The following is a 24,450-nucleotide window of genomic DNA, read 5'->3' on the forward strand; positions in this document are numbered from 1 at the left end:
TCACGGCACGAACTCCACACTCGACATCAGTATCCGCCCGTCGACGTCCTCGACACCGACGCGCAGACGGTAGGTGCGCGCCGAAGACTCTCCCGCTGAATTGCCGACCTGAGCAGATGCCGCGATCAGCACCACCCCCGAGTTACCGGATTCCGATGCCAAGGCTGCGGTGTCGACACGCCCGTCGGATTCGACGGCAAAATCACGGATGGACGCGACGAACGCAGATTCGCCGGACTTCAGTTCGTCGGCAAAGGTTCCCGTACTCAGCGACTGCAGCGTCTCGAGATCCTCGTCGACTGTGGCGGAGTGAACGTCGATCAGAGCGAGGGCTCCTGCGACCGCACCGTCGACGTACTCTTGACGCTGGGTCTCTCGCGCCCGGTCGGATCGAACTGCCAGAGCACCGAAGACGACAACTGCGCTCAGAGCCGCGAGTGCGATCCATGCCAGGGCAGTGAGAACACCGCGTTTCCCTCTGACCGGCTCCAGCACCTCGCCCCTCAGCGATTCGTCGGCGTCAGCAACTGTTGCCACGGCTCACCCTCCCCCGAATCGGAAGCAGCAGGAGCCAATTCCGTGTGTTGATAGTCGACTCCGTCTGGCCCCGTGTACAACTCGCCGGGCGCATTGGTTCCCGAGGGGACGTACGGATCTGGGCTTCGACAGATCTCCGGGCTCGGTGCTCGTTTACCCGGTACCTCCATACAGGGAATGTTCCGGGATCCACGAACTGCGAAGACCGAGTTCTGCGGAACTTTGCAGTACAAGTCGGCCGGGGTGTCCGGGACACTCATCTGGGTCGGGTCTCGTCGCTGATCGGCCGGAAGGTAGCCGGTCGAGCAGGCCGCAGGGTCCTGCGCCTGGAGGTGGAAGTTGACGTTCGCGGCGCCGTCCACCTGCCCGCGTTGGACAACGGTTTCCTGAGCGGCGACCAGTGGCGGCAGGATGACCAGTACCTGCTCCAACCCCGCGTTGTAGGTCAGGGCCACCTGAGCGGTGCTGGTGAAATCGGCAAGCAACACAGGCAAAGTGGGTTTCAGGCCTTGAAAGAGCAAGTCGGCCTCGGTCGCTAGGCCCGGTCCGGTCTCGAGGATGTTGCGCACGGAGCCGTCCGCGACCGCCAACTGCCCACTGAGCTGAGCGACACTGGACGCCCACTGGCGGATCTGGTCGCCCGTCACCACCTGGGTCTGAAGGAGCGGATCCAACTGCTGTACGAGCGTCGTGGCCGGGGTTGTGGCAGCAGACATCTGATCGACGAACGAGGTGGTCGAATCCAGCAGCCGAGCCAGGTCCTCTCCCCTGCCACCGAACGCTGCCGCGGACTCGTCGATCACCGATCGCAACTTGTCCTGCGGTACCGATGCGAGCATCGCCTGCGCCTGATCGAGGACCGGTCCGATCTCGGTCGGGATCGTGACAGCGTCGGGGCCGATCACGTCTCCGTCGGCCAGAAAGGGTCCGTCAGCGGTACTCGGTTGCATGTCGACGTATTGCTCGCCGATGGCCGACACACTTCGCACCGCTACCGTCAGCTCGCGGGCGGGAACGGGAATCGCACTCTCCAAGGATAATTCGGCGCGCACAACTCCCGGAAAGAGACGCACCGACCTGACCTGACCTATGATGTCGCCGCGGTACGTCACGTTCGCGTTGCGATAGAGACCGCCGGCGTCGGGCAGTTCGACTGTCACCGTATAGCGCCCGATTCCGAGCATCGTCGGAACTCTCAGATACGAGATCGCGGCCGCGCTCATGCCTATCACGGCGAGGATCGCGAAGATCGTCAATTGCCTTCGCACTAACTTCGTGAGAATCATCGTCCACCGCCCTGGGCGGTCTGCCCTGTACCGAGGGGGGCGGGCTGCCATGTGCCCAGTGGGGCGGTCAAGGGATCTACCAGGATTCCGTTCTCCACGGGGGTTTGCGGCGCCCCGAACGGAGTGCCGAAGCCGAGCCCCGACTGGAGACGATTGCTCGTGAGGTCGATCAGCGCCCACAGATTGGTGTAATCGCCGCGCATTCCGTCGTCGATGGTCGTCTGAGGGAAGGGAAAGGTACTCAGGTTGCCCAAATTGTTGATCAGGTCCGGCCCCGTTTCGACCACCTTCTGCAGCGTCGATTCCAAGGAGCTCAAATTGGCTTTCAGATCGTCGCGGGTCCGATCGACCAGATCGGTCCCGACGTCCCCGAACCTACCGACCGCATCGAGCGCGGTGGTCAGGCTCACGCGCTGGGCGCTCAGTTCCGCCAAGGCAGGATCGAGCGTCTCCAAGGCCTGACCGAGAACATCTCTCTGGGCCGTGATTTCACCGGCGAAGACGTCGAGATTCTCCATGGTCGTGACCATCGCATCACGTTGGCGGTCGAGTGTTTCGGTCACGGTATCCATCTGACTCAGCAGGTCGCGAGCCGCGTCGGTCCGTCCGCCGAGCGCCGTGTTCAGCTCCGTGGTGATGCTGTGAATCTGAGCGAGCCCGCCGCCGTTGAGGACCAATGACAGTGCCGTCAACGCTTCCTCGGTGGTGGGATAGACGCCGGCCGACGCGAGGGGGATCACCGATCCCTCCGACAACCGCCCTTCCGGTGCTACCTCGGTAGGCGGCGCAAGCGCAACGTGTTTGGACCCTAGCAGGCTGGTTTGGCCGATCTTGGCGGTCGCATTGGCGGGCAGGGACACCGAACCGTCGAGTGCGACCGTCACCCGTGCGTGCCAGTTGTCGGTCTCGATCGCACTGATACTTCCGACCGTCACGTCGTTGACCATGACCGGAGAGTTGGGACTTATCGACGTGACGTCGGGCATCTCGATCACGACCGAGAAACTTCCCTCACCGCGGCCGGCCGCGCCTGGCAGCGACACCGAATTCAGCCCGCTCCATTGACAACCCGTCAGAACGAGCACGGCGCTCGCCGCCACACACACTGTTCCCCACCAGCGGGCAGTCATCGTGATCCTGTCGACGGCATGATCAGTCCGGTCAGACTCGACGCAACCGGTACCGTCGGAAAGCCCAAGGCGCCAGTCGGTTCCAGACCAGGCTCGCTGTACACCAATTGATCCGGAAGAGCGCCGAGCGCCCGGGTCGGATTGATGCTCAGGTCGGGATAGTTGGCCTTGATCGTGTTGAGCAACGGGCCGAGGTATTCGATGCACAAATCCGCACCCTTCTTCGAGGTGTCGTTGGCCAGACCGGCGATTCCGCCGCAGATCAAGTCGATCGGATTACCCACGTTCTGGAATGCAGGCACACCCACCATTGCTCCTTGCGCCGGCCGGTACACGTTGTAGTAGTTGGACAACGCCGTCGGAGCCAGATGCAGCACCTTTTCCAAGCCCGCGCGCTTGTCGACCAGCACCTGCGACACGTCGGCCAACTTCGCGACCTGCTCCGTCAGTCCAACTCGGTTCTGTTCGACAAATCGCCGCACGTCGCCGACGGCCGCATCCAGATCGGCGAGAGCAGGCGCCAATTGCGTCCGGCTCTCGGCGAGCACACTCGTGACATTCGCCAGCCGACCTTGGAACTGAACGATCTGTTCGTCGCTTGCCGCGAGTGCAGTGGTGAAAGTCTGCAGACCGCGGATCGTGCCGAACAGGTCGGCGCCGCCTTCGTCGAGCGTGCTCATCGCCTCCGAGAGTTCGGTCACCGAGCGTCCCAGAGCTTCGCCATTGCCCGCGAGTGCAGATCCGGCACCGTCCAGGAAGTTGGCGGCAGGCCCCCGATCGTTTCCGTTCGGGCCCAATGCATCCGCTGCCCGGCCCAACTGTTCCTTGATCTGGTCCCATTCCACCGGGACGGCCGTGCGGTCGAGCCCGATCTCCGCCCCGTCGGCCAGAGCATCGCCGCCGTCCGTCACCGCCGGCGTCAACTGCACGAAGCGAGCCGAGACCAGAGACTGCGCGACAATCACCGCTTTTGCGTCACTGGCCACCGGAACCTCGCGTGCCAGTGTCAGTTCGACGCGCATCCGGTCTCCCTGGGGGGTGATGCCGGTGACGTGACCGACGTCGACTCCCACGACACGAACGTCGTCACCGACGTACAGTCCGGTCGTCGAAGTGAAGTATGCCGTCACGTTGTAGTAGCGCACGTGTTGCAGCACAACGTATCCCGATACGACAATGACTGCGACGCCGATGATCCCTGCGCCGACGGCGGCGATTCGGCGCCACTTCGACGACGGACGAACGTGTGCTGCACCCATCACTTGACCTCCGGAATCGGTAGCGGCGCAGGCGGAAGCCCGAACATCGCGTTGATCAAGGGTTGGGTGTACTGAGCCGGTACCAGGTTCTGGACGTACGCGTAGTAGAACGGCCCACTGGCCACGGTGTCACCGAGCGTGCCCACGTACGTGCCGAGACCGTCGATTCCTTGGGAGAGGTTGTCCTTGTTGTTCTGCAGAATCCCGACAACCGTGTCGAGTTTGACGAGGACCGGTTGCAATTGCGCCTCGTTGTCGTGAACGAGTCCGCTCAGCTCGGTCGACAACGCCGAGATGTTCGTGATCACTTCCCCCAGCGCCGCCTGTCGCCGATCCAGTTCACCCAACAGGGCGTTGCCGTCGACGAGTAGTGCATTGACCTGTGGTCCACGTTCGGCCAGCGTCCCGGCGACGTCGTTTGCATCGGACAACAAGCCGCGCAACATCTCGTCCCGTCGATTGACGCTGTCGGAGATCCGCGCGACACCGTCGAGTGCCGGCCGCAGATTCGGCGCACTGGACCCCATCACCTGCCCCACCGCGTCGAGCGATTCGGAGAGCTGGTCGAGATCGATGTCCTCCACGGTCGTGGTGAGATCGCCGAGTACGTCGGGCAGCGAATACGCCGATCTCGTTCGCTCGACCGGGATCTCGCCGCCGACCGCGATCCTTCCCACACCGTCCACATCGAGTGACACAGCCCGCTTGCCCAGGAGGGACATCGTGGTGATCGCCGCAGACGTGCTTTCCCCCAGACCGATCGACCCGTCCAGCGTGAAGTCCACGCGCGCGAGCCCGTTCTCGACCTCGATCCGGTCCACCGTCCCGATCTTCACGCCTGCGGCATTGACCTCGTCTCCCTGAGCCAGGCCGCCGGCGTCGGCGAACACCGCGCTGTATCCGACGCCTGATTTCAAGAACTGAAGGTTCTGATACTGCAACGACGCCAGTACGACGGCTGCCGTGACGACCAATCCCACGACGCCAACTCGTACTGCCTGGTTCTGTGCCATCTCTCTCATCGGGGCGCACACCTTCCGGTCGTCTGGTCCACCAAATCGACAGTGAGCGGTGTGCCGTCGGCCCCGTCGACTTTCAGCGCGATACCGCAGAGATAGAAATTAAAGAACGATCCGTACGAACCCACTCGGATCAACTGCCTGTAGTTCGACGGCATCGATGCGAGAATCCGATCGAGCTCACTCTGCTGGTCGATCAGCGGAGTCAGGCTTGCATCCAGTTTCGACAGGTTCCCGGCGATGTCCGGGCGAACTCCGGCAAGGAGATCGGCGAAGGTACCCGATGCGGTGTTCACGCTGTCGACGGCGCTCGCGATCATCTCCCGATCCGCCGCGAGCCCACTGACCAGCTGCTGTAGGTGATCGAGAGTGTCACTGAACTGACCACCCCGGCTACGCAATTCACTGAGCACGCCGTCGAGGTTGTCGATGACACGGCCGATCAGTTGGTCACGATCGGCAAGTGTGTTGGTGATCGAGCCGGTGTGCGCCAGCACCGAAGCCACAGTTCCGGACTGTCCTTGGAACACGTCGAGCAAGGACATCGACAACGCGTTGACCTGCTCCGGGTCCAGCGCTTGAAACAGCGGCCTGAAGCCGCCGAGTAGCGCATCGAGGTCCAGTGCCGGCGCGGTGCGATCGACGGGGATGCTCTGGCCCTCGGGTTGCGGTTCCGCGATTCCCGGGTCGTCGAGCAGTTCGAGGTACCGATTGCCCACCAGATCCTGATATCGAACAGCGGCCCTCGTCGACGTGGTCACGGTCTCACCCGCATCCACGCTGAAGCTCACGTGGGCACGATGATTCCCACCGAATTCGACCGAGCTGACGGAGCCGACCGGTACACCGGCGATGCGTACCTTGTCGCCCGCTCTGAGCCCGGAGGCGTTGACGAACTCCGCCGAGTACGACTTGGCGTCGCCGCCCCGCATCTGGCCGAACACGAGGATCAGCCCGGCGTTGACGAGGATCATCACCAGGACGAAGAGCCCGAACTTGACGGTGTACCCACGAACTTTCATCGGATCTCCGTCCCGAACAGATAGCTCATCAGGTCCGGGACCGTGTTCATCGGCTGCCCACCATTCGGTTGACGCTCGGGCGCAAACGGATTCACCCCGGTGTCGGTCACCAGGTACGGCGCGTTGACGTTCGGATCACGCAAAGGGAGACCCATACACTGCGGACCGCCGGTAGCCGCCACCTTGGGCAGGTCGTCGGGATAGCGGTACGGTTCCGTTCCGGCAATCAGACCTATCGACATCTTGATGCCCGGTTGACCGTTGTAGGCGCCGTCGCCGATCCGCTTGCTCTCCTGCAGACCGTGGAACATACAGGGAATCACCGGGGAGTATTCCTCGAGCAGAGTGGTCGTCGGACGTAGCAGGGAAAGAACGGTGTCGACGCCGTCGGCGTTGGCTCCCAGTACGTCCTCGCCGGTGCGGGCCAGCCCGATCACATTGAGCAGGAGTAGGTCGAGATTCTCCTGCTCGTCGAGAACAGTGGTACCCGTGGTCGAGAGCGAGTCGAGGGTGTCCAAGAGGTCGAGAACAGCGTCGCGGTAGGTCTGCGTGACGGTCGGCAGGTCGGTCAGCACGTGATCGAGCGCCTCACGTGCAGTGTTGAATTCGGCCAATGACGTATCAGCTTGTTCGAGTGCGACACCGAGGCGTTCGCCGCGTCCTTGCAGGGCGGTCGAAAGTGCGCCCAATGTCGAATCGAGCTTGCCCGGATCCACCGTCCTGAGCACGGTGGTCAGTTTCTCGAACACGGTGTTCAACTCGACGGTCACCCGGGAAACGTCGATCGTCGCCCCGGAGGCAAGGCGCGTGCTCGCGGGCCGCTCCGGCGAGGACAGACTGACGAACTTCGCGCCGAAGGCCGTGTTCGACGTGATCGCCACATCCACGTTTGACGGAATCGACTCGAGCGCTTCGGGATCGATCGACAACGACAGTTGCGCGGTGGCGTCGTCAGTCGGCGTGATGGACTCCACCGAGCCCACAGTCACCCCGGCCATCTTCACCCGCGCGCCCGGATCCATCACGAGCCCCGCGCGCTCCGCGATCACCGTGATCGGGACGCGAGCGACAAACACCTGGTTGAAAGACGCGACCGACAAAGCGATGACCCCGACGATCGCCGCAGCCAAGCCCAGAGCAGCCAACTTGTAGCCGTATCTGTGCACGCAGTCCCCCTAACCGGACAGATTGAAGTTGCCGGAACCGCCGTAGAGCGCGAGTGAGACGAGCAGGGTCACCGCCACGACGCAGATCAGCGAGAGCCGAACCCCGCGGCCCACTGCAGTTCCCACGCCCGACGGTCCCCCGGACGCGTTGTATCCGTAGTACGTGTGGATCAACATCACCAGTAGTGCCATCACGAGCACTTGAACGAAGGACCACGCGACATCGACCGGATCGAGGAACGTCGTGAAGTAGTGGTCGTAGAGGCCGGACGACTGACCGAACAGCACGACCGTGGTGAACCTTCCGGCCAGAAACGATCCTACGAGCGCCAGTGAGTACAGCGGCAAGATCGCGATCATCCCTGCGGTGACGCGGGTGCTGACGACGTACGGGACCGAACTGATCGCCATCGATTCGAGGGCGTCGATCTCCTCGCTGATGCGCATGGCACCGATCTGTGCGGTCGAACCTGCGCCGATCGTGGCGGACAAACCGATTCCCGCGATGACCGGCGCGGCGATACGCACGTTGATGAATGCCGAGAAGAAACCGGTCAGCGCTTCGACTCCGATGTTGCCCAACGAGCTGAAACCCTGAATCGCTATAGTGCCGCCCGAGGCGAGAGTCAAGAATCCCACGACTGCGACGGTGCCGCCGATCACCGCCAAAGCGCCGGTGCCCATGCTGATCTCGGCGACGAGTCGCAGTACTTCTTTCGGGTGCTTGCGAATGGCCCACGGGATGTGAGCGATGGCGCGCGCGAAGAAGACAGCTTGTCGCCCGACGTCGTCGATCGAGCGCGACGCCCGGGCCACCCGCGCGCGCGTGCGTCCGAACTTGCCGATCTGTGCGAGCGAGTCCGACAAGGTCACCGGGGTCACCCCGCCGTCAATCGGATGCCGACCGCGGTGACGATGGTGTTGACGACGAACAACGCCATGAACGCATACACCACCGTTTCGTTCACGGCCTCCCCCACACCTTTCGGGCCACCACGTACCGACAGCCCGCGATAACAGGCCACCAATCCCGCGAGCATCCCGAACAATGCGGCTTTGACCATCGACAACGCCACCTCGGGCAGACCTGTCAGCAACGTGATTCCCTCGACGAACGCGCCGGGGTTGACGCCCTGGAGAAACACCGAGAAGGCGTAGCCCCCCGCAATACCGATGACGCAGACCAGTCCGTTGAGCAGCAAAGCCACTACGGTCGACGCGACCACCCGCGGAATCACCAGCCGATTGATCGGATCGATCCCGAGCACCTCCATGGCGTCGATCTCTTCGCGTATTGTTCTCGATCCCAGATCGGCGGCGATGGCTGTCGCGCCGGCGCCTGCCACGATCAGCACTGTCACCACCGGACCGACCTGGGTCACGGCGCCGAGCGCGGCCCCGGCGCCGCTGAGGTCGGCGGCGCCGATCTCACGGAGCAGGATGTTGAGCGTGAAACTCACCAGAACCGTGAACGGCACGGCCACCAACACCGTCGGCACGATCGACACCCTGGCGATCATCCAACTCTGCTCGAGAAACTCCTGGACCTGAAAGCGGGTGCGGAACAAACCCATTGCAACATCGGCGCCCATCCGGTAGAACTGGCCGAGTTCGCGCATCGGGCCGGCAAGTGAAACTTTTCCGCTGTACATGTCAATGCCCCGAAGGACACGACGTGGAGTTGCCGTAATCGACCTTGAATTCCTTGATTCCGTTGAGCCATCCGGACGACAACCGGCTCGGATCGCCGAGTTTGCTGATGTCGGGCATGTGATCGGCGATCTTGCCGAAGATCAGGTCGACCTCCATTCTGGCCAGGTTGGCGCCCACGCAGTAGTGGGGCCCGGTTCCCCCGAATGCGAGGTGCGGGTTCGGATCTCGGGTGATGTCGAAGACGTCGGGGTTCTCGAACACGGTCTCGTCGAAGTTGGCCGAGCCGTAGAGCAGTACGACGCGCTGCCCCTTCGCGATCGCGGTGCCGGAGATCTGTGTGTCCACCACTGCTGTCCGCTGCATCGACGTGAGCGGCGAAGCCCAGCGGATGATCTCGTCCGCAGCGGTGCGCGGACGTTCACGCTTGTACAGCTCCCACTGATCCGGATGTTCGAGAAACGCCATCATGCCGAGCGTCGTGGCGTTGCGCGTAGTCTCGTTGCCGGCGACAGCCAACATGATGACGAAGAAACCGAACTGTTCCGGGGTGAGTTTCTGTCCGTCGATGTCGGCATGCACCAAACGGGAGATGATGTCGTCGAGCGGTTCCTCCCGTCTCGCCTCAGCCAGTTGATAGGCGTAGCCCAAGATCTGCGCCGACGCCATCCGGGACTCGCCGGCGAGCGACTCGTCGTCGTAGCCCGTCATCTGATTCGACCATTCGTAGAGCTGACGACGCCCGTCCTGCGGTACACCGATCAACTCCGAGATCGCCTGCATGGGTAGCTCACTGGCGACCTGGCTGACAAAATCACCGCTGCCTTCCGCTACGGCGGCCGACGTGATGGCCTCCGCGCGCGCTTCGAGGCCGGCTCGCATCGCTTCCACCGACCGCGGAGTGAACAAGCGCGCCACCAACTTGCGCAACTGCGTGTGCTCGGGGGCGTCCTTGTTGATCAGGACATGTTTGGTTGCCTCCAACTCCTCAGCGGAGATGTTGTCCTCGTGGCGCGGAATACAACCGTTGACGTTGCTGGAGAACTCCTCGCTGCGCAACGAGACGTCACGAACGTCTGCGTGACGAGAGACCACCCAACAACCACCGTCGTGGAATCCGCCGGTGCCCGGTTCCTGCGCGTTCCACCAGACCGGAGCGCACCGTCGTAGTTCGGCGAATTCGGCAAGCGGAACGCGCTCGCCGTACAGCTGGGGGTCGGTCACGTCGAACCCGTCGGGAAGGTCGATCTCAGGCATTGCAGATGCTCCTTTACGGATTGGGCCGGGTGCGGCGTGCGAGCGCTAGTCGATCCGGTGGGCAGGGTCTCGGCTCTGCGAGAACTCCTTTGCCCACCGGTAGTCCGGTTTACCGCTCGGCGCTCGAACAACGTCGTCGGCGATCCAGAAGGAACGCGGGATCTTGTAGCCGGCGAGATGGCTGCGAGAGTGCTTCTCGATGGATTCGAAATCCGGTTCCACACCGTCGCGGATGCGAAGCACAGCCGCCACCCGATTGCCCCACCGCTCGTCGGCAACACCGATCACCGTCGCGTCGTAGATGTCGGGATGGGCCTTCACCACTGCTTCGACTTCTTCCACGAAGACCTTCTCGCCGCCGGTGTTGACCACCATGTTTCCCCGTCCGAGGAGGGTGACCGAGCCGTCGTCCTCGATCCGTGCCCGGTCTCCGGTCACCACTGCCCGTGCGCCGTTCACCTCGCGGAATATCTCGGCCGACTTCACCGGATCCTTGTAGTAGCCGAGAGGAACGTTACCGAGTTTCGCCAGCCATCCTTCGCCGCCCGAGCCCGGCTCCAACACTCGGTTGTCGTCGTCGACGACGACAGTGAATCTGTTGGCTCCCACCTTGGGGCCTCCGCGCTGCTCGAGGCCTTTGGTTGCGAATCCGATTCCGCCGAAGCCTGTTTCGGAGGAACCGACCGAATCGGAGATCATCAGATTCGGAAATACGTCGAAGAACGCGTCTTTGACCGAACCGGAGAAGAGTGCAGCGCCGGACGCGAGTACAGCCAGGCTCGACGCATCAGGTTGCAATTCGCGATGGGCTTCGACCAGTGGACGACCCATGGCATCACCGGTGATGACCATGACCTGCGGCCGATATTCGGCGACGACCCGCCAGACGTGTGCGGCATCGAATTTGGGTTCGAAGATGACGGTGTTGCCCGAGAACAGCGCGTTGAACGTCGGCATCAACGCGGACGTGTGGATAAGCGGTGGAAGCATGCACCACCGCATGGGTTCGGCTGCCGCTGCGCCACCACGCGACTGTTGGTACTCGTCGGCGATCGGCTCTCCCGAATAGAAGTCGTAGCCGCCGGCCAACACCCGCCAGATGTCTTCCTGACGCCAGACGACGCCTTTCGGTCGTCCGGTGGTTCCGCCCGTGTAGAGAACGTAGACGTCGTCGCCGGAACGCTCTGGAAATGCGTGTTCACCTGTACGAAGCGGGGATTGGTCACCGAGGGCATCGCCGTACGCCACTGCCCTCGGAACCGACGGTTCATTCCCGAGCGCGAGCTCGTCGGGCACCTCGACGACGTGCTTCACCCGCGCTGTGGACAGCAAGGCTTCGGCGACTCGTTCGGCGAAACCACGATGGAAAACCAACGCCTCGAGATCCGCGTTCTCGTACAGATAGACCAATTCGTCGCTCGTGTAGCGGTAGTTCACCGTAATGGGAACCCCGCGGATCTTGAAGGCCGCGAGGACTGCGACCATCGCCTCGATCGAGTTGTGCAGGTGAATGCCGATGTGCGAACCGACACCCAACCCGACGGACTGGAAGTAGTGCGCCAATTGGTTCGCCCGCTCGTCGAGCTCACGGTAAGTCACCTCCTCACCGGACACGATCAGCGCGAGGCGATCGGGCATCGCGTCGACAGATTGCTCGAACAGGTCTGCGAACGTGTAAGCCATTGGATGAGTCCTTTGGGTTCGGTCACTCAGACGACGAAGAGAGGCAAGGGAATTCCGCGATCTTCGAATACGAAGGCCGCGCCGGTACTGACCTTCGTGATGGCTACTTCGACGCATTCCGGAGCCGGAGCTTCGGTGATGTCCACGGTTAGAAGGAGTCCCGCGGCATCTTCGGCCACCACTCTCACGGTGAAGTGCGGATTCACTCCGCGAACCAACGCCTGGAGGGCATCGAGATGCCCGCTGCCGAGCAAGGTCGGCCAACCGCCGTCGCGGTCGACGAGACCTTCTCGCGAGATCCACAGCTCCAGAGCATCGCCGTCGGGTCGAATCTCACTCTCCACGTACTGCTTCGGACTGAGCAAGGGGTGCACGGACAGGACCAACGCCAGCGATTCCAGAGTCGAAGGAAGGCCGAGCGCATCTCGGATGCGCTGTGCAGCCACTCCTGCGATTCCCGTGAGTTGCTTGCGAGTGATCTCGCGCGCCTTGTCCTCACTGGCACGACGGCGAACCGCGGCCAGAAATCCCAACGCCAACAAGTGATGCTGCACGCAGATCTCCTCTGCGATACGAACCAAGGCCGAACGTGAGAAGTCGGAGAACCTCAGGTCCGACAACAACGGCCCCGAATAGTCCGACCTACCTTCCCCGCCGTGATCGATCGGGCTCAGCACGACCGTCACCGCTTCACTGCGTCCGATCTGCTCGGTGTGTGCAGTCATCACGGGAGGAGTGTGTGACGGGTCGATGACAACGGTCCAGGCGCAGTGCGGATGTCGGTCTGCGGGTCTGCGCGGTGGTCGGTGAATCGGGCGGATCTGGGCGTGCGGGTTGGTCGCGATGGCAGTCGCATCAAAGGTCGGGTCCTCGATGTCGTGGCACATCGAAGTGACGAACTCGTCTCCCAACGGTTCGACGTCCATGAGCGCTCCGCAATGATCGAGCCAGAATTCACCGTGCAGCGGATCGTCGACCCGGTATCGAAAGTCCATGAACTGTGGCGGCGCGCCGATGTCGAGTTGCAGCCCTTTGAAAATGGTCACGACGTCGTCGCCCTCGTATCCGAGGGCCTTCTGCATGCGGCGGGTGTACCAGGGACTGGCCGATTCCCATTCCTCGACGGCCACCTGCGCCATTCCTTCGCGGCCGAACTCGACGATCAGATGTGCCATGCCCGAGCGGTCGATGAGTTGCCCGCACAGGAGCAACTCGGGCACCAGCACGGCAAGGTCGCGCTGCGAGAGTGCCTCGAAGGAATCGCGCACCGACATCGGACTCACCACAGCGGAACCGGCGCGGTTCCCACGCGATACCAACCCGGTAGGGGGTCGCCCGAGATCGATCGCTGGATCCGCCCCTGCATCCCCTTCGAGAGTGCGTTGTTGCCGATCATCTCCATGAACAGTGCCGACACGTTCCCGAAGTCGAAGAAGTCACGCTGCCAGGACCATTGGAAATCTCCGCCGTAGCGGAACCAACTTCCGCCGATACCGTAGACGGAGTAATTGCTCCCGTCCTCACGCTTGGCGTCGGAAATCTGCTTCCACAAACCGATGACGTTGCCGCTTCGATCGTCGATGACGAAGTCTTGATACGGGTACTCCCAGCCTTCGAGGCCTTTCATCTCGAGTCCGAGCGCGACTTCGCGAATTTCCTCTCGCCCCACCGCCATGAAATCCTGCTTGGGGCCATAGTTCCACCCGTACGTGGCGTCCTCGGTGTACATGTCCGCCAACGGCTTCCAATCGCCGGCCGCTTCGGCCTTCTTGTTCGCCTCGATCCAGCGTTGGACCATCTCGTCGAGCTCTGCGCGGTCGAAACCGGTCATCTGAACTTCCTCCCTCGAGTACGTGAATTCGCTGCAATCAGTCGACAATCCGCTGCAATCAGTCGACAATTCTCAGTGCGCCGGTCGGGCAATACCTGACTGCCATCTCGGCTTCACCGCGGAGCGACTCAGGTGGGTCGGAGTCCAGAAGACTGACCTTCCCTCGCTTCGGAACGACGAAGATCTCCGGTGCTTCCAGTTCGCATGCCGCATGGCCTTGACACAGGTCGAAATCGACTTCGACGTGCATGATCACCCCTCGCTCCCGGGACTCGTTCGGCGCCGGTACCTCACCGCGCACGGCTGCTGCAGCTGGACGACCATCTTGCTGTGATCGTTTCGGTAGGACTGCGACGGTTGCGCCATCTCGAACTCGTAGTCCCGCAGCAAGATCGAGAAGATCGCCTTGAGCTGCATCTGAGCGAACGCGGCGCCGACGCAGCGATGCCGGCCGGCTCCGAACGGAATCCACGTCCAGCGGTTGACGATGTCCTCTTGATTCGGGTCGATGTACCTACCGGGATCGAAGGTGTCCGGACGCGGGAAGTCCTCGGCGATTCGATTGGAGATCGCGGGTGTCGCGGCGACAAGGTGGCCTTCCCTGATCTCGAAGCCGCCCACTTCGAAATCTCCACGCGCCACTCGTAACAGGATGATCAACGGCGGATGCAGTCGAAGGGTTTCCTTGACCACTGCCTCGAGAACCGGAATCTGTCGCAAAGCATGGAAACTGATGTCAGCGCCGTCGGAGTACAGATTGTCGAGTTCCTCGACCACGTCCGACATGGTGTCCGGATGCCGCAACATCTCGATCAGCGACCACGCTGCCGTGCCGGAAGTCGTGTGGTGGCCTGCAAACATCATCGAGATGAAGATTCCGGTGATCTCGTCGGCACTGAACCGGAGGGCGCCGTTCTCGTCCTTGACCGAAACCAACACGTCCAACATGTCGCGGTCCTCCTTGCCCTGTGGAGGATTCGCGATCCGGCCGTTCATGATGTCCTGCACCAGAGCGACCAACGCCAACCGGGCCTCGTCGCGTCGGCGGAAGCTCTCGATCGGCGCGTACGGATCCACGAAAGCCAAAGCATCCGTGCCTTGTTCGAGCTCGTGATACAGCTTGGCGAAGCTATCGTCGAGTTCGTCGCGGAACTTCTTGCCGATCAGGCACGCCGACGAGGTGTAGATGGTCAGCTCGGCGAAGAAGTCCAGCAGATCGATCTCACCTTCGTCTCCCCACTGCGCGACCATCGCCTCGACCTCGCGGCCGATCGTGGCGGCGTGCCCACGCATCTGTTCACCGCGCAGTGCCGAGTTGTGCAGCATCTCCTTACGCCGCTCCGGGCTGGCATCGAAGACCACGCCCTCACCGAAGATCGGCTTCATGAACGGGTACGCAGCTTGCTGGTCGAGATCTTCGTCAGTGGAACGGAAGAAGAACTCGTTTGCCTCCGCTCCCGACAACAAGATCACGGTGCGGTCGGCAAGTTGAAAGGCACCGACGTCACCGCACTCTTCGCGCACCCTGCGCATCAGCGCAATCGGGTCGGTTCTCAGTTCCTCGAGATGCCCGTGCGGGAGGTCCCCACCGGACACCCGCGGTGGCTCGGGCAGTGTTCGCGACGTCTCCTGCACTCCGTGCGTCATGTCGTCTCCTGTGAGTTCGCAGTGGGAAGTTTGTCCAGTGGTGCCTCGGGCTGAACTTCGACGAGCACGATGTGAGCCCCGCGCGGCGCCGACACGACGGCGACGATGGCATTGGCGATGTCCGAGGCACGCAGAAAGTAGCCGTGGCGGGCAAACCCCCACTTACTCCACGATTCCCCGACCGGCCCGATGATCTCCGGCGTCGTGTCCATCCCCATGCCGGTCAGTGTCGGCCCTGGCCGCACGATCGACGCGCGAATACCTGTTCCCTCCAGCTCCATTCGCATCTGGCGCCCCATGGCTTCGAGTCCGGCTTTGGCTGCGTCGTACGCACCCATGAGCGGCCGCTGGCGTTCAGCGCAGTCGGAGCCGATCAGGACGAAGTCACCACGCTGACGTTGACGCATACCGGGGAGAACGCGGTGCGCCAATCGCTGCGCACCAACGAGGTGGACTTGAATCTGCCGGAGAAACGCCTCCGGATCCATCTCGTCCGCGGCGCCGAATTCGAGGTCACCGGCACCGGAGACGACGATCTCGGTGGGACCGTGCACCGCCTCCGCTGCCGCGACGAATCCGTCGACCGAATCACCGTCAGTGACGTCGAGGAAGTGTGCGTAGGCCTCGCCGCCGTTACTGTGGATCTTCTCGGCAATGGCCTCGCACTCTGCAAGTCGACGCGCACCGAGGGCAACGGGGTGGCCGAGTTCGGCCAGGGCATACGCGGTAGCGGTACCGATTCCCGACGACGCACCACTGATCAGTGCGGGCCGGCGAGCCGGGTTGGGTTCGAAACGAGGCATCAGCGCACCTGCACTTTCACGGGTAGGGCCGCAAAGCCCCGAACATTGGTCGAATGGACACGTTCGATTCCGGACTCGTCGACCTCGTAGCTGCTGACCCGACGGCCGAATTCTGCGAGGGCGATCTTGGCTTCGAGCTTTGCGAGGTGGGCGCCGAGGCAAAAGTGAACGCCGCCACCGAAACTGGCAAGCTTGCCGGACGAGCTTCGACCGATCTGGAAGCTGTCCGCGTCTTCGAACACGTCCGCATCACGATTGGCCGAACCGATCAGGAGCAATACCTTCTCTCCCGCGGGAATGGTGCGCCCGTGATATTCGAGGTCGACGACGCTCGTTCTCGCCACGATCTGGCTCGACGTGTCGTAGCGGAGGGTCTCTTCCACCCACTCCGAGGCTCGTTCGGGATCGTCGAGCACGGGTGTGATCTGTGCGCGGTGGTGTGAGCCCCAGTACAACGCGTTTCCGAGAAGCTTGGTCGTGGTTTCGTTTCCCGCCACCACCATCAAGAACATGAACCCGAGGATCTCCTGATCCGAGAGCTTGTCTCCGTCGATCTCGGCGTCGAGCAACGCCGAGGTCAGATCGTCCGTCCGCGCGCGCCGACGCTGCGCGATCATGTCCTTGTAGTAGCCCATCAGGCTGATCGAGGCTTCCACCGCTGGTTGCGGGACGTCGAGGACACCCGCCTCCCGATGTACCACCAGGTCCGCCTTACGCCGCAGTTCGGCTCGATCGGGTTCGGGGACTCCCATGAGCTCGGAGATGACGTCCATCGGCAGCTTTCCCGCCACCTCCGTGATCCAGTCGAACTCCCCTGCGCCCAGCGCAGGTATCAGGTGTTGCTTCGTCAGTTCGAGTATCCGTCCGTCGAGTTCCGCAACCCGCCGCGGTGTGAATCCGCGAGAGACCAACTGGCGCAACCGCATATGGCGAGGGTCGTCCATCGCGAGAAACGACATCACATAGTGTGCGTGTGGCCCGTATGCCGCGGGATCGAGAGACACTCCGTTTGCGCTCGACAGGCGCTTGTTGTCCTTGAACCCCTCGACCACGTCCGCATACCGCGACAACGCCCAGAAGCCCACGTCCGGATTGTGATAGAGCGGGGATTCCTCGCGCAGACGCTTGTACGTCGGATACGGGTCGTCGTGGAAGTGGTAGTCGTACGGATTGAAGACCACCGGATCGATCAAAGCTTCTGTCATGATTTCTCCAGGATCAGTAGTGCGGATGCTTCGAGGCGTCCGGCAATTTGCGCGTAGGTTCCGTACCCGATACCTGCGCGCAGAAGCGCTCCCGCATAGAGCATTTCGAGCGCTTCCAGCACTTCGGGCTCACCATTCGGATCCAGTGCCGAGGCGAGTCTGCGGTGGATCTCGAACCCGATCCGGCCGCGGAGATGCTCCACTTCCGGATCGGTGCCGAGCAGGGCGTTGGTCACGGCCGCAGACACCTCCGGTTCGTCCGCGAGAAGCAGTGCGATGTTGCGAAGCACAGACAGCACGTGCGCGGTGCGATCCAGTCCGGCGCCGTCGGGCGCCGACGACCCCTGAAGTCTTCTCCAGAAGACCTCGGCGACCAGATGCTCCTTGGACGCGAAGTACGTGTATGCGGTGGCAGTTCCCACGCCGGCCTCGGCCGCAACCGAACGGATACTCAGACCGGAAAACTCTTGTTCGCGTAAAACTTTCACGGTCGCCTCAGCAAGTCTGGCTACCGTCTCCGCCTGTTTGCCCGTGAGGCGCCGACGGGTGGATTCGTAGACAACCGATCCCCCGCCACTTCGCTCGCCCCGTTTGCTGGACACGTGTCTGGACGTTACTACAGCGTCGTGTCCAGGGCAACGAAACGGCGAAACTCCCAGAATTCACCGCCGACAGGCAGCAGCAAGGCGAAAAGTTTTACTACAGACCGATCTTCATCCCGGCACCGGCGTCGACGCGCAGTTGCTGGCCAGTCACGAAACGCGATTCGTCGGAGGACAGGTACACGACTGCATGCGAGATGTCCGCGGGCTCGACCCACGGAGTCGGCATAGCCTGCATGAACGGGAACGTCACTGCCGCATCCTCGGCGGTCGGATTCTCGAGATCAGGACGGAACGTCCGGTACATCGGCATGCTCTGCAACATGTCGGTGTTCACGTTGGTCGGGTGAATCGCGTTGACTCGAATGGAGCTCGGCCCGAGGGTCAGCGCCAACGAACTGGTGTAGGCCTGAATCAGCTTCTTGGCCAGGCCGTATCCGTCTCCTCCCGGACCCTGGAGCGCCTGCTGACCGTTGAATCCGGTCTGCGGCACCAGGCCGGCGACAGATCCGATCGCGATGATCGAACCCCCTTCGCCGAGATACTCCATCGATGCGTGCACTGTGTTGACGACACCGAGAAAGTTCACGTCGAACGCGTCGACAAAACCTGCGGTGGACACGTGCTTGCCGAGCGGACAGATACCGGCATTCGCCACGACGACATGCAGTCCGCCCAATTGGCTCACCGCCTCCGCCAGGGCCGTTTCGAGTCCGGCGCGATCGCGGACGTCGACCCGGGCCGCCACCACCTGCTGCCCAGTCTCTTTCACCAGTCGAGCCGTCTCCTCGAGATCGGCAGGACTGGCGAGTGGGTACTCGTTGCTGGCGATGTCGGCACACAGGTCGAAGGCGATGACATGCGCGCCCTCGCGTGCCAGGTGGACGGCATGACTGCGCCCCTGACCTCGCGCAGCGCCGGTCACCAGCACCACTTTTCCGTCAACTCTGTTCATTCGACTACTCCTCTGCGGGTATGGACGGTGTGGTGAACCGTAGCGGCGCCTCACCGGACGTGAGGCGCTTTTCGTCGAGGCCGATCCACCGACTCTCGAACAACTTGGCTCGAAATCTCTTATGCCCCAGAAACCATTGCCTCAATCCGAAGTGTGAACTAGAGTCCAGACACATGTCCAGAAAGAGAGGGCTCGCGCTATGACGCTTCGACCCGCAGACAGTTCTGCACTTCTCGTCGACGGAAAGCTGATTCCCGGATCGGGCGGAACTTTCGAAGTTTTCAATCCGGCAACAGAGGAACTGATCGGCCGCGCTGCCGAAGGCACCGCCGCGGACATGGATGCGGCCATCGCCGCCGCACGCCGTGCATTCGACGGCACCGAGTGGGCGCGCGATCACGAATTTCGCGCTCGCTGCCTGCGCCAACTGTGCGAGGCACTCCAGTCCCACATCGAAGAACTACGTGAGATCACTGTTGCCGAGGTGGGCGCGCCCGTCATGCTGACGAGCGGCCCACAACTCGAGGGCCCGATCGAAGATCTTCGCTACTGGGCCGACCTGATCGAATCCTATGCGTGGGAACAAGATCTCGGCCACGCGTCACCCATGGGCATACCCACCCATCGCCGATTGCTCAAGGAAGCAGTTGGCGTCGTAGGTGCGATCACACCGTGGAACTTCCCGCACCAGATCAATTTCGCCAAGCTCGGTCCCGCCCTCGCAGCCGGCAACACCATCGTTCTCAAACCCGCGCCGGACACGCCCTGGTGCGCCGCGCTGGTCGCCAAGGTGATTGCAGAGGAAACCGAGATCCCGGCCGGCGTAGTCAACGTCGTGACGTCGACGGATCACTCCCTAGGCGCGCAGCTGTGCAGCGATCCGCGCGTCGATCTCGTGTCCTTCACCGGTTCCACCGCCACCGGACGCACAGTGATGGCCACGGCCGCGCAAACTCTCAAGAAGGTCTTCCTCGAACTCGGGGGTAAGTCCGCATTCATCGTCCTCGACGATGCGGACATCAAGGGTGCATGCTCGGTTGCCGCGTTCTCCGTCTGCGTTCATGCCGGTCAGGGATGCGCGCTCAGTACCAGACTTCTGGTGCCGCGCTCTCGGTACGACGATGCTCTGGCCGCGGCATCTGCCGCGATGGCGGGTATCCGAGCCGGCGACCCCAGCGCGCGCGGAACGGTGTGTGGCCCGGTCATCTCGGCGCGCCAGCGCGCCAGGGTGGAGAGCTACCTCGCGCTGGCCGCCGAAGAGGGCGGTACGGTCGTCACAGGCGGTGGGCGTCCTGCCGATCACGAGCGCGGTTTCTTCGTCGAGCCCACTCTCATTGCCGGGCTGGACAACTCGTCGCGGGTAGCGCAGGAGGAAATATTCGGACCCGTCCTCGTGATCCTTCCCTACGACAGCGACGACGACGCCATCCGGATCGCCAACGATTCGCCCTACGGACTGTCCGGGTCGGTGTGGGGCACCGATCCCGATCGCATCGCGCACGTTGTAGCGGGTGTCAGAACCGGAACGCTGAGCGTCAACGGCGGCGTCTGGTACTCGGCCGATGCACCGTTCGGTGGCTACAAACAATCCGGGATCGGCCGCGAAATGGGTCTCGCAGGTTTCGAGGAATACCTCGAAACCAAGCTCGTCGCTTCACCTTCCTGACATTCACACCCCCACCATCACCGCACATCATCACCACGAAAGTAGGTCGACATGGGACGTTTCGACGGTCGCACTGCGATAGTCACCGGCGCGGCGCAGGGCATCGGGGAGGCATACGCTCGCGCGTTGGCCACAGAGGGCGCCAACGTGGTGATCGCCGACCTCAATCGCGAACTCGGCGAAGCTGTAGCAAAACAGATCACCGCGGACGGTGGGCGCGCGGTGTTCAAGGACGTCGACGTCGCCGACGGGGAATCGACTGCGGCACTTGCCGAGTTCACTGTCGAGCAGTTCGGAAGCATCGAGCATCTGGTGAACAACGCTGCCATCTACGGCGGAATGAAGATCGATTCCTTGTTGACCGTCGACTGGGACTACTACCGAAAGTTCATGAGCGTCAACATGGACGGCGCATTGCAGGTGTGCCGCGCCGTAGTACCTCACATGCGGGAGAAGGGCGGCTCGATCGTCAACCAGTCCTCCACGGCAGCCTGGTTGTACTCGAACTACTACGGACTCGCGAAAGCCGGGGTCAACAGCCTGACGCAACAACTCGCGACCGAACTCGGCTGGTCGAACATCCGCATCAACGCCATAGCTCCCGGTCCCATCGACACCGAGGCGACTCGAACCGTCACCCCCGGCAACATCGTCAAGGACATGGTCAAGCGAATCCCGTTGCAGCGCATGGGAACACCGGATGATCTCGTCGGCATGTGCCTGTTCCTCCTCTCGGACGACGCAGGCTGGGTGACCGGGCAGATCTTCAACGTCGACGGCGGGCAGGTGTACCGGTCGTGACGGAATCCGCTTCTGAGCCCAGCTCGCCGAAACCCAACTCTTCGAAACCCCGTCTGGGGTATATCGGTCTGGGCAACATGGGTGCGCCCATGGCGACGCGCCTCCTGGACTGGCCGGGAGGGCTCGTGGTGTGTGATGCCCGCCCCGAAGCGCTCGAGCCGTTCACCACCGCGGGTGCAGGCGCAGCATCGACGCCCGCCGAGGTGGCTGCGCGCGCGAGCATCATCTCCGTCACGGTCCTCGACGACGCGCAGGTCCGCGACGTCGTCGACGGGCCGCACGGGATTCTGACGACTGCACAGCCGGGAACCGTCGTCGCGATTCACTCGACCATCTCGGACACCACGGCGGTGGAACTCGCTCGTATCTGCGAGGTTCGTGGCGTTCTGCTGATCGACGCGCCGATCAGCGGCGGTGCGGGCGGTGCCGCCCAGGGCAGGTTGGCGGTGATGATCGGTGGATCGGAGGAGGCGTTCGAGGCCGTCCGTGAGCCATTCGGATCCTGGGCCGAACTGGTGGTTCATGCCGGTGATGTCGGCGCAGGAACTCGAATGAAGCTCGCACGCAACCTTCTTCATTTCGTCTCGTTCACCGCCACGACCGAAGCTGCGCGACTCGCCGAGGCGGCAGGACTGAATCTCCGCACGCTCGGAAAGGTCGTCAGGCATACCGATGCCATCACCGGTGGCGCCGGCGCGATCATGCTTCGCGACACCACCGCACCGGTCTCGGAGGATGATCCGTGGTTCTCGATACTGCAGCACGTTCGCAATCTCGGGGAGAAGGACTTGGCCTTGGCCATCGATCTCGGTGACCGGCTGGAACTCGAACTGCCGCTCGCGCACCTTGCACTCTCCGGACTCGGCGTCGGACTCGGCGTCGATCACGGGGATGAAAACGGGGACGGCGAACCGTCACCGGCATCTACGACACGGGAGCACGCATGACCGACACCACCCACATGACCGACACCAGCGGAGCCGACGGAAACCGCATCTCCGAGACCCGCGCTCGCGGCGTCGCGAAGATGAACGAGGTGTACGGCTGGGAACTCCCCGCTGATGTTCCCGGCGATTTCTTCGCGGTGACCGCCGACCATCTCTTCGCCGACATCTGGACACGCCCGGGGCTGTCGGTGCGTGATCGCCGACTGCTGCTGATCGGCGCCATCACCGCCCAGGGGCAGAGCGACGTCGCAAAGATCCAGATCAACGCTGCTCTCCACAACGAAGAGTTGACCGAGCAGCAGTTCGAAGAGGCCGCGATCTTTTTGTGCCACTACGTCGGCTGGCCGCTGGCCACCGGCCTCAACAACGCGCTGATCGCCGTGAAGGCCGACCGACGCAAAGCCGCACGCGCCAAGGAGAAGGCTGCCGCGGATTCCGCGAAAACGGACACCGACTGAACCGTCGATCGAGATACTGCAATCAACTTACCGAAGAACGAAGGACCTGAATCCATGGCCGAGGCCAGCTCAATCCGTCCGCAGTCCGCAGCAAGCATCGAACAGTGGCACTTCGAGGCTGACGTTGTCGTCGCCGGCTACGGCATCGCCGGAGTAAGCGCGTCGATCGAGGCAGCCCGTGCGGGTGCCGAAGTGCTGGTGCTCGAACGCACGAGTGGATGGGGCGGCGCCGCCGCGTTGGCCGGCGGATTCATCTATCTGGGCGGCGGAACCCCGTTGCAGCAGGCGCTCGGGTTCGAGGACTCCCCCGCGAACATGAAGTCGTTCATGATGGCCGCGCTCGGTCCCGGCGCGGACGAGGAGAAGATCACCGACTATTGCGAAGGCAGCGTCGAACACTACAACTGGCTCGTCGACAACGGTGTGCCGTTCAAGGAAAGTTTCTACGGCCAACCGGGTTGGGAAACGCCTTTCGACGACGGGCTCATGTATTCCGGCGGCGAGAACTCGGCACCGTTCAACACGATCGCGACACCGGCCCCTCGCGGTCACGTTCCGCAGATGAGCGGCAAACGCACCGGAGAGAAAGGCGGCGGCTTCATGTTGATGAAGCCGTTGATCGAGACAGCCGAAAGCCTGGGAGTACGAGCCGAATACGACATGCGGGTGCAGCGCTTGGTCGTCGACGGCGATCGAGTCGTCGGCATCATCGCCAAGCAGTACGGCAAAGAAGTGGCGGTCAGAGCACGCACGGGCGTCGTACTGGCTACGGGAAGCTTCGCCTACAACGAATCGATGATTCAGTCGTACGCACCGAGACTCATCGGTCGACCCGGCGCAGCCATCGAGGAGCACGACGGCAAGGCGATCCAGATGGCGCAGGCCCTGGGCGCCGACCTCGCGCACATGGACGCAACCGAGGTCGCATTCTTCGGCGATCCCCAGTTGATGATCCGCGGCATACTTGTCAACGGACGCGGCCAGCGTTACGTCAACGAGGATACGTACCCGGGCAGGATCGGGCAGGAAACGTTGCTACGCAACGAGAATCAGGCCTACTTGATCATCGACGAAGCTTCCTACGAAGAGGGTTGCGCCGCAGACAGTTCCACACCGTTCTTCAGGTTCCAGCCCAAGTGGGTAGCCGAAACCGTCGAGGAACTCGAATCCGACATGGGGCTGCCGGCGGGCACGCTGCAGTCGACCGTGGAGGTATACAACCGCCACGCTGCCCGTGGTGAAGACCCGGTACTCGGTAAGAAGAAGGAGTGGGTCAAGCCGATCGGCTCGCCCGTCGCGGCGCTCGACCTTCGCAACTTCACCGCCGGATTCACACTCGGGGGTCTTCGCACATCGATCAACTCCGAGGTCCTGCACGTCTCGGGCGAGCCGATACCCGGGCTTTTTGCCGCCGGCCGCTGCACTGCCGGAGTCTGCGCCGGCGGTTATGCCTCAGGCACGTCCCTCGGTGACGGCAGCTTCTACGGTCGACGCGCCGGAATCAGCGCTGCCAAGGGTTGAGCGTC

Annotated in this window: 24 protein-coding genes; 5 read left to right on the forward strand and 19 right to left on the reverse strand. The window is 62.8% G+C overall.

The genetic code is table 11. The features are described from left to right. The 19 genes from ACFQ6Y_RS29790 to ACFQ6Y_RS29880 form a co-directional block, all read right to left on the reverse strand. A complete protein-coding gene (locus tag ACFQ6Y_RS29790) occupies positions 1-537 on the reverse strand; it encodes a hypothetical protein (protein ID WP_378640335.1) in 537 nt (178 codons plus the stop codon). Beyond that, the gene (locus ACFQ6Y_RS29795; protein WP_378640337.1) at positions 504-1,823 is read right to left on the reverse strand and encodes an MCE family protein; all 1,320 of its coding nucleotides are present in this window, start codon (positions 1,821-1,823) and stop codon (positions 504-506) included. Before ACFQ6Y_RS29795 ends, ACFQ6Y_RS29790 begins: the two co-directional genes overlap by 34 nt. Continuing rightward, the gene (locus ACFQ6Y_RS29800; protein WP_378640339.1) at positions 1,820-2,953 is read right to left on the reverse strand and encodes an MCE family protein; all 1,134 of its coding nucleotides are present in this window, start codon (positions 2,951-2,953) and stop codon (positions 1,820-1,822) included. The genes ACFQ6Y_RS29795 and ACFQ6Y_RS29800 overlap by 4 nt, the downstream gene beginning before the upstream one ends. After that, the gene (locus tag ACFQ6Y_RS29805; RefSeq protein ID WP_378640340.1) at positions 2,950-4,212 is read right to left on the reverse strand and encodes an MCE family protein; all 1,263 of its coding nucleotides are present in this window, start codon (positions 4,210-4,212) and stop codon (positions 2,950-2,952) included. The genes ACFQ6Y_RS29800 and ACFQ6Y_RS29805 overlap by 4 nt, the downstream gene beginning before the upstream one ends. Then, positions 4,212-5,234, reverse strand: a complete 1,023-nt coding sequence (locus ACFQ6Y_RS29810; RefSeq protein WP_378640342.1) for an MCE family protein — start codon at positions 5,232-5,234, stop codon at positions 4,212-4,214. Before ACFQ6Y_RS29810 ends, ACFQ6Y_RS29805 begins: the two co-directional genes overlap by 1 nt. Next, positions 5,231-6,253 (reverse strand): MCE family protein, encoded by a 1,023-nt coding sequence (locus tag ACFQ6Y_RS29815; protein ID WP_378640345.1) that lies wholly within the window; start codon positions 6,251-6,253, stop codon positions 5,231-5,233. Before ACFQ6Y_RS29815 ends, ACFQ6Y_RS29810 begins: the two co-directional genes overlap by 4 nt. Next, entirely contained in the window at positions 6,250-7,419 is a 1,170-nt protein-coding gene (locus ACFQ6Y_RS29820) for an MCE family protein (RefSeq protein WP_378640348.1), read from the reverse strand. Before ACFQ6Y_RS29820 ends, ACFQ6Y_RS29815 begins: the two co-directional genes overlap by 4 nt. A 9-nt stretch (positions 7,420-7,428) precedes the next feature. Next, positions 7,429-8,301 carry an MlaE family ABC transporter permease gene (locus ACFQ6Y_RS29825; protein ID WP_378640350.1) on the reverse strand — a complete coding sequence of 291 codons (873 nt, stop codon included), beginning with the start codon at positions 8,299-8,301 and terminating at the stop codon, positions 7,429-7,431. Then, complete coding sequence (locus ACFQ6Y_RS29830; protein ID WP_378640353.1) at positions 8,298-9,071, reverse strand: MlaE family ABC transporter permease; 774 nt, start codon at positions 9,069-9,071, stop codon at positions 8,298-8,300. Before ACFQ6Y_RS29830 ends, ACFQ6Y_RS29825 begins: the two co-directional genes overlap by 4 nt. Position 9,072: 1 nt before the next feature. Continuing rightward, a complete protein-coding gene (locus ACFQ6Y_RS29835; protein WP_378640356.1) occupies positions 9,073-10,326 on the reverse strand; it encodes a cytochrome P450 in 1,254 nt (417 codons plus the stop codon). Between the two features lie 45 nt (positions 10,327-10,371). Next, positions 10,372-12,009 (reverse strand): acyl-CoA synthetase, encoded by a 1,638-nt coding sequence (locus ACFQ6Y_RS29840; RefSeq protein WP_378640358.1) that lies wholly within the window; start codon positions 12,007-12,009, stop codon positions 10,372-10,374. A gap of 26 nt (positions 12,010-12,035) precedes the next feature. Beyond that, complete coding sequence (locus ACFQ6Y_RS29845; protein WP_378640360.1) at positions 12,036-13,283, reverse strand: hypothetical protein; 1,248 nt, start codon at positions 13,281-13,283, stop codon at positions 12,036-12,038. Between the two features lie 5 nt (positions 13,284-13,288). Beyond that, positions 13,289-13,840 (reverse strand): nuclear transport factor 2 family protein, encoded by a 552-nt coding sequence (locus tag ACFQ6Y_RS29850; protein ID WP_378449790.1) that lies wholly within the window; start codon positions 13,838-13,840, stop codon positions 13,289-13,291. A 58-nt stretch (positions 13,841-13,898) separates the two neighbouring features. Beyond that, positions 13,899-14,090, reverse strand: a complete 192-nt coding sequence (locus ACFQ6Y_RS29855) for a ferredoxin (RefSeq protein WP_378548006.1) — start codon at positions 14,088-14,090, stop codon at positions 13,899-13,901. Positions 14,091-14,092: 2 nt separating this feature from the next. After that, the gene (locus tag ACFQ6Y_RS29860; protein WP_378640362.1) at positions 14,093-15,487 is read right to left on the reverse strand and encodes a cytochrome P450; all 1,395 of its coding nucleotides are present in this window, start codon (positions 15,485-15,487) and stop codon (positions 14,093-14,095) included. Further along, positions 15,484-16,290: an SDR family oxidoreductase gene (locus ACFQ6Y_RS29865; protein ID WP_378640365.1), complete on the reverse strand. Its 807-nt coding sequence runs from the start codon at positions 16,288-16,290 to the stop codon at positions 15,484-15,486. The genes ACFQ6Y_RS29860 and ACFQ6Y_RS29865 overlap by 4 nt, the downstream gene beginning before the upstream one ends. Continuing rightward, entirely contained in the window at positions 16,290-17,495 is a 1,206-nt protein-coding gene (locus tag ACFQ6Y_RS29870) for a cytochrome P450 (RefSeq protein WP_378539740.1), read from the reverse strand. Before ACFQ6Y_RS29870 ends, ACFQ6Y_RS29865 begins: the two co-directional genes overlap by 1 nt. Next, complete coding sequence (locus ACFQ6Y_RS29875; RefSeq protein WP_283306808.1) at positions 17,492-18,097, reverse strand: TetR/AcrR family transcriptional regulator; 606 nt, start codon at positions 18,095-18,097, stop codon at positions 17,492-17,494. Before ACFQ6Y_RS29875 ends, ACFQ6Y_RS29870 begins: the two co-directional genes overlap by 4 nt. 97 nt (positions 18,098-18,194) lie before the next feature. Beyond that, positions 18,195-19,052 (reverse strand): mycofactocin-coupled SDR family oxidoreductase, encoded by an 858-nt coding sequence (locus tag ACFQ6Y_RS29880; protein ID WP_378640367.1) that lies wholly within the window; start codon positions 19,050-19,052, stop codon positions 18,195-18,197. A 199-nt stretch (positions 19,053-19,251) separates the two neighbouring features. Here ACFQ6Y_RS29880 and ACFQ6Y_RS29885 point away from each other — a divergent pair, with 199 nt between their 5' ends. The 5 genes from ACFQ6Y_RS29885 to ACFQ6Y_RS29905 are packed head-to-tail and all read left to right on the forward strand — an operon-like array spanning position 19,252 to position 24,445. Next, positions 19,252-20,718: an aldehyde dehydrogenase gene (locus ACFQ6Y_RS29885; RefSeq protein ID WP_378640369.1), complete on the forward strand. Its 1,467-nt coding sequence runs from the start codon at positions 19,252-19,254 to the stop codon at positions 20,716-20,718. A 51-nt stretch (positions 20,719-20,769) separates the two neighbouring features. Then, the gene (locus ACFQ6Y_RS29890; protein ID WP_378539743.1) at positions 20,770-21,519 is read left to right on the forward strand and encodes an SDR family oxidoreductase; all 750 of its coding nucleotides are present in this window, start codon (positions 20,770-20,772) and stop codon (positions 21,517-21,519) included. Continuing rightward, positions 21,516-22,466 (forward strand): NAD(P)-dependent oxidoreductase, encoded by a 951-nt coding sequence (locus tag ACFQ6Y_RS29895; protein WP_378640379.1) that lies wholly within the window; start codon positions 21,516-21,518, stop codon positions 22,464-22,466. The genes ACFQ6Y_RS29890 and ACFQ6Y_RS29895 overlap by 4 nt, the downstream gene beginning before the upstream one ends. Continuing rightward, positions 22,463-22,924: a carboxymuconolactone decarboxylase family protein gene (locus ACFQ6Y_RS29900; RefSeq protein ID WP_378449799.1), complete on the forward strand. Its 462-nt coding sequence runs from the start codon at positions 22,463-22,465 to the stop codon at positions 22,922-22,924. The genes ACFQ6Y_RS29895 and ACFQ6Y_RS29900 overlap by 4 nt, the downstream gene beginning before the upstream one ends. Positions 22,925-22,978: 54 nt before the next feature. Further along, entirely contained in the window at positions 22,979-24,445 is a 1,467-nt protein-coding gene (locus ACFQ6Y_RS29905) for an FAD-dependent oxidoreductase (RefSeq protein ID WP_378539745.1), read from the forward strand. The last annotated feature ends 5 nt before the right edge of the window (positions 24,446-24,450 follow it).

The organism is Rhodococcus sp. NPDC056516, from assembly GCF_042794655.1.
In the GTDB taxonomy this organism is placed as follows: Bacteria; Actinomycetota; Actinomycetes; order Mycobacteriales; family Mycobacteriaceae; genus Rhodococcus_F.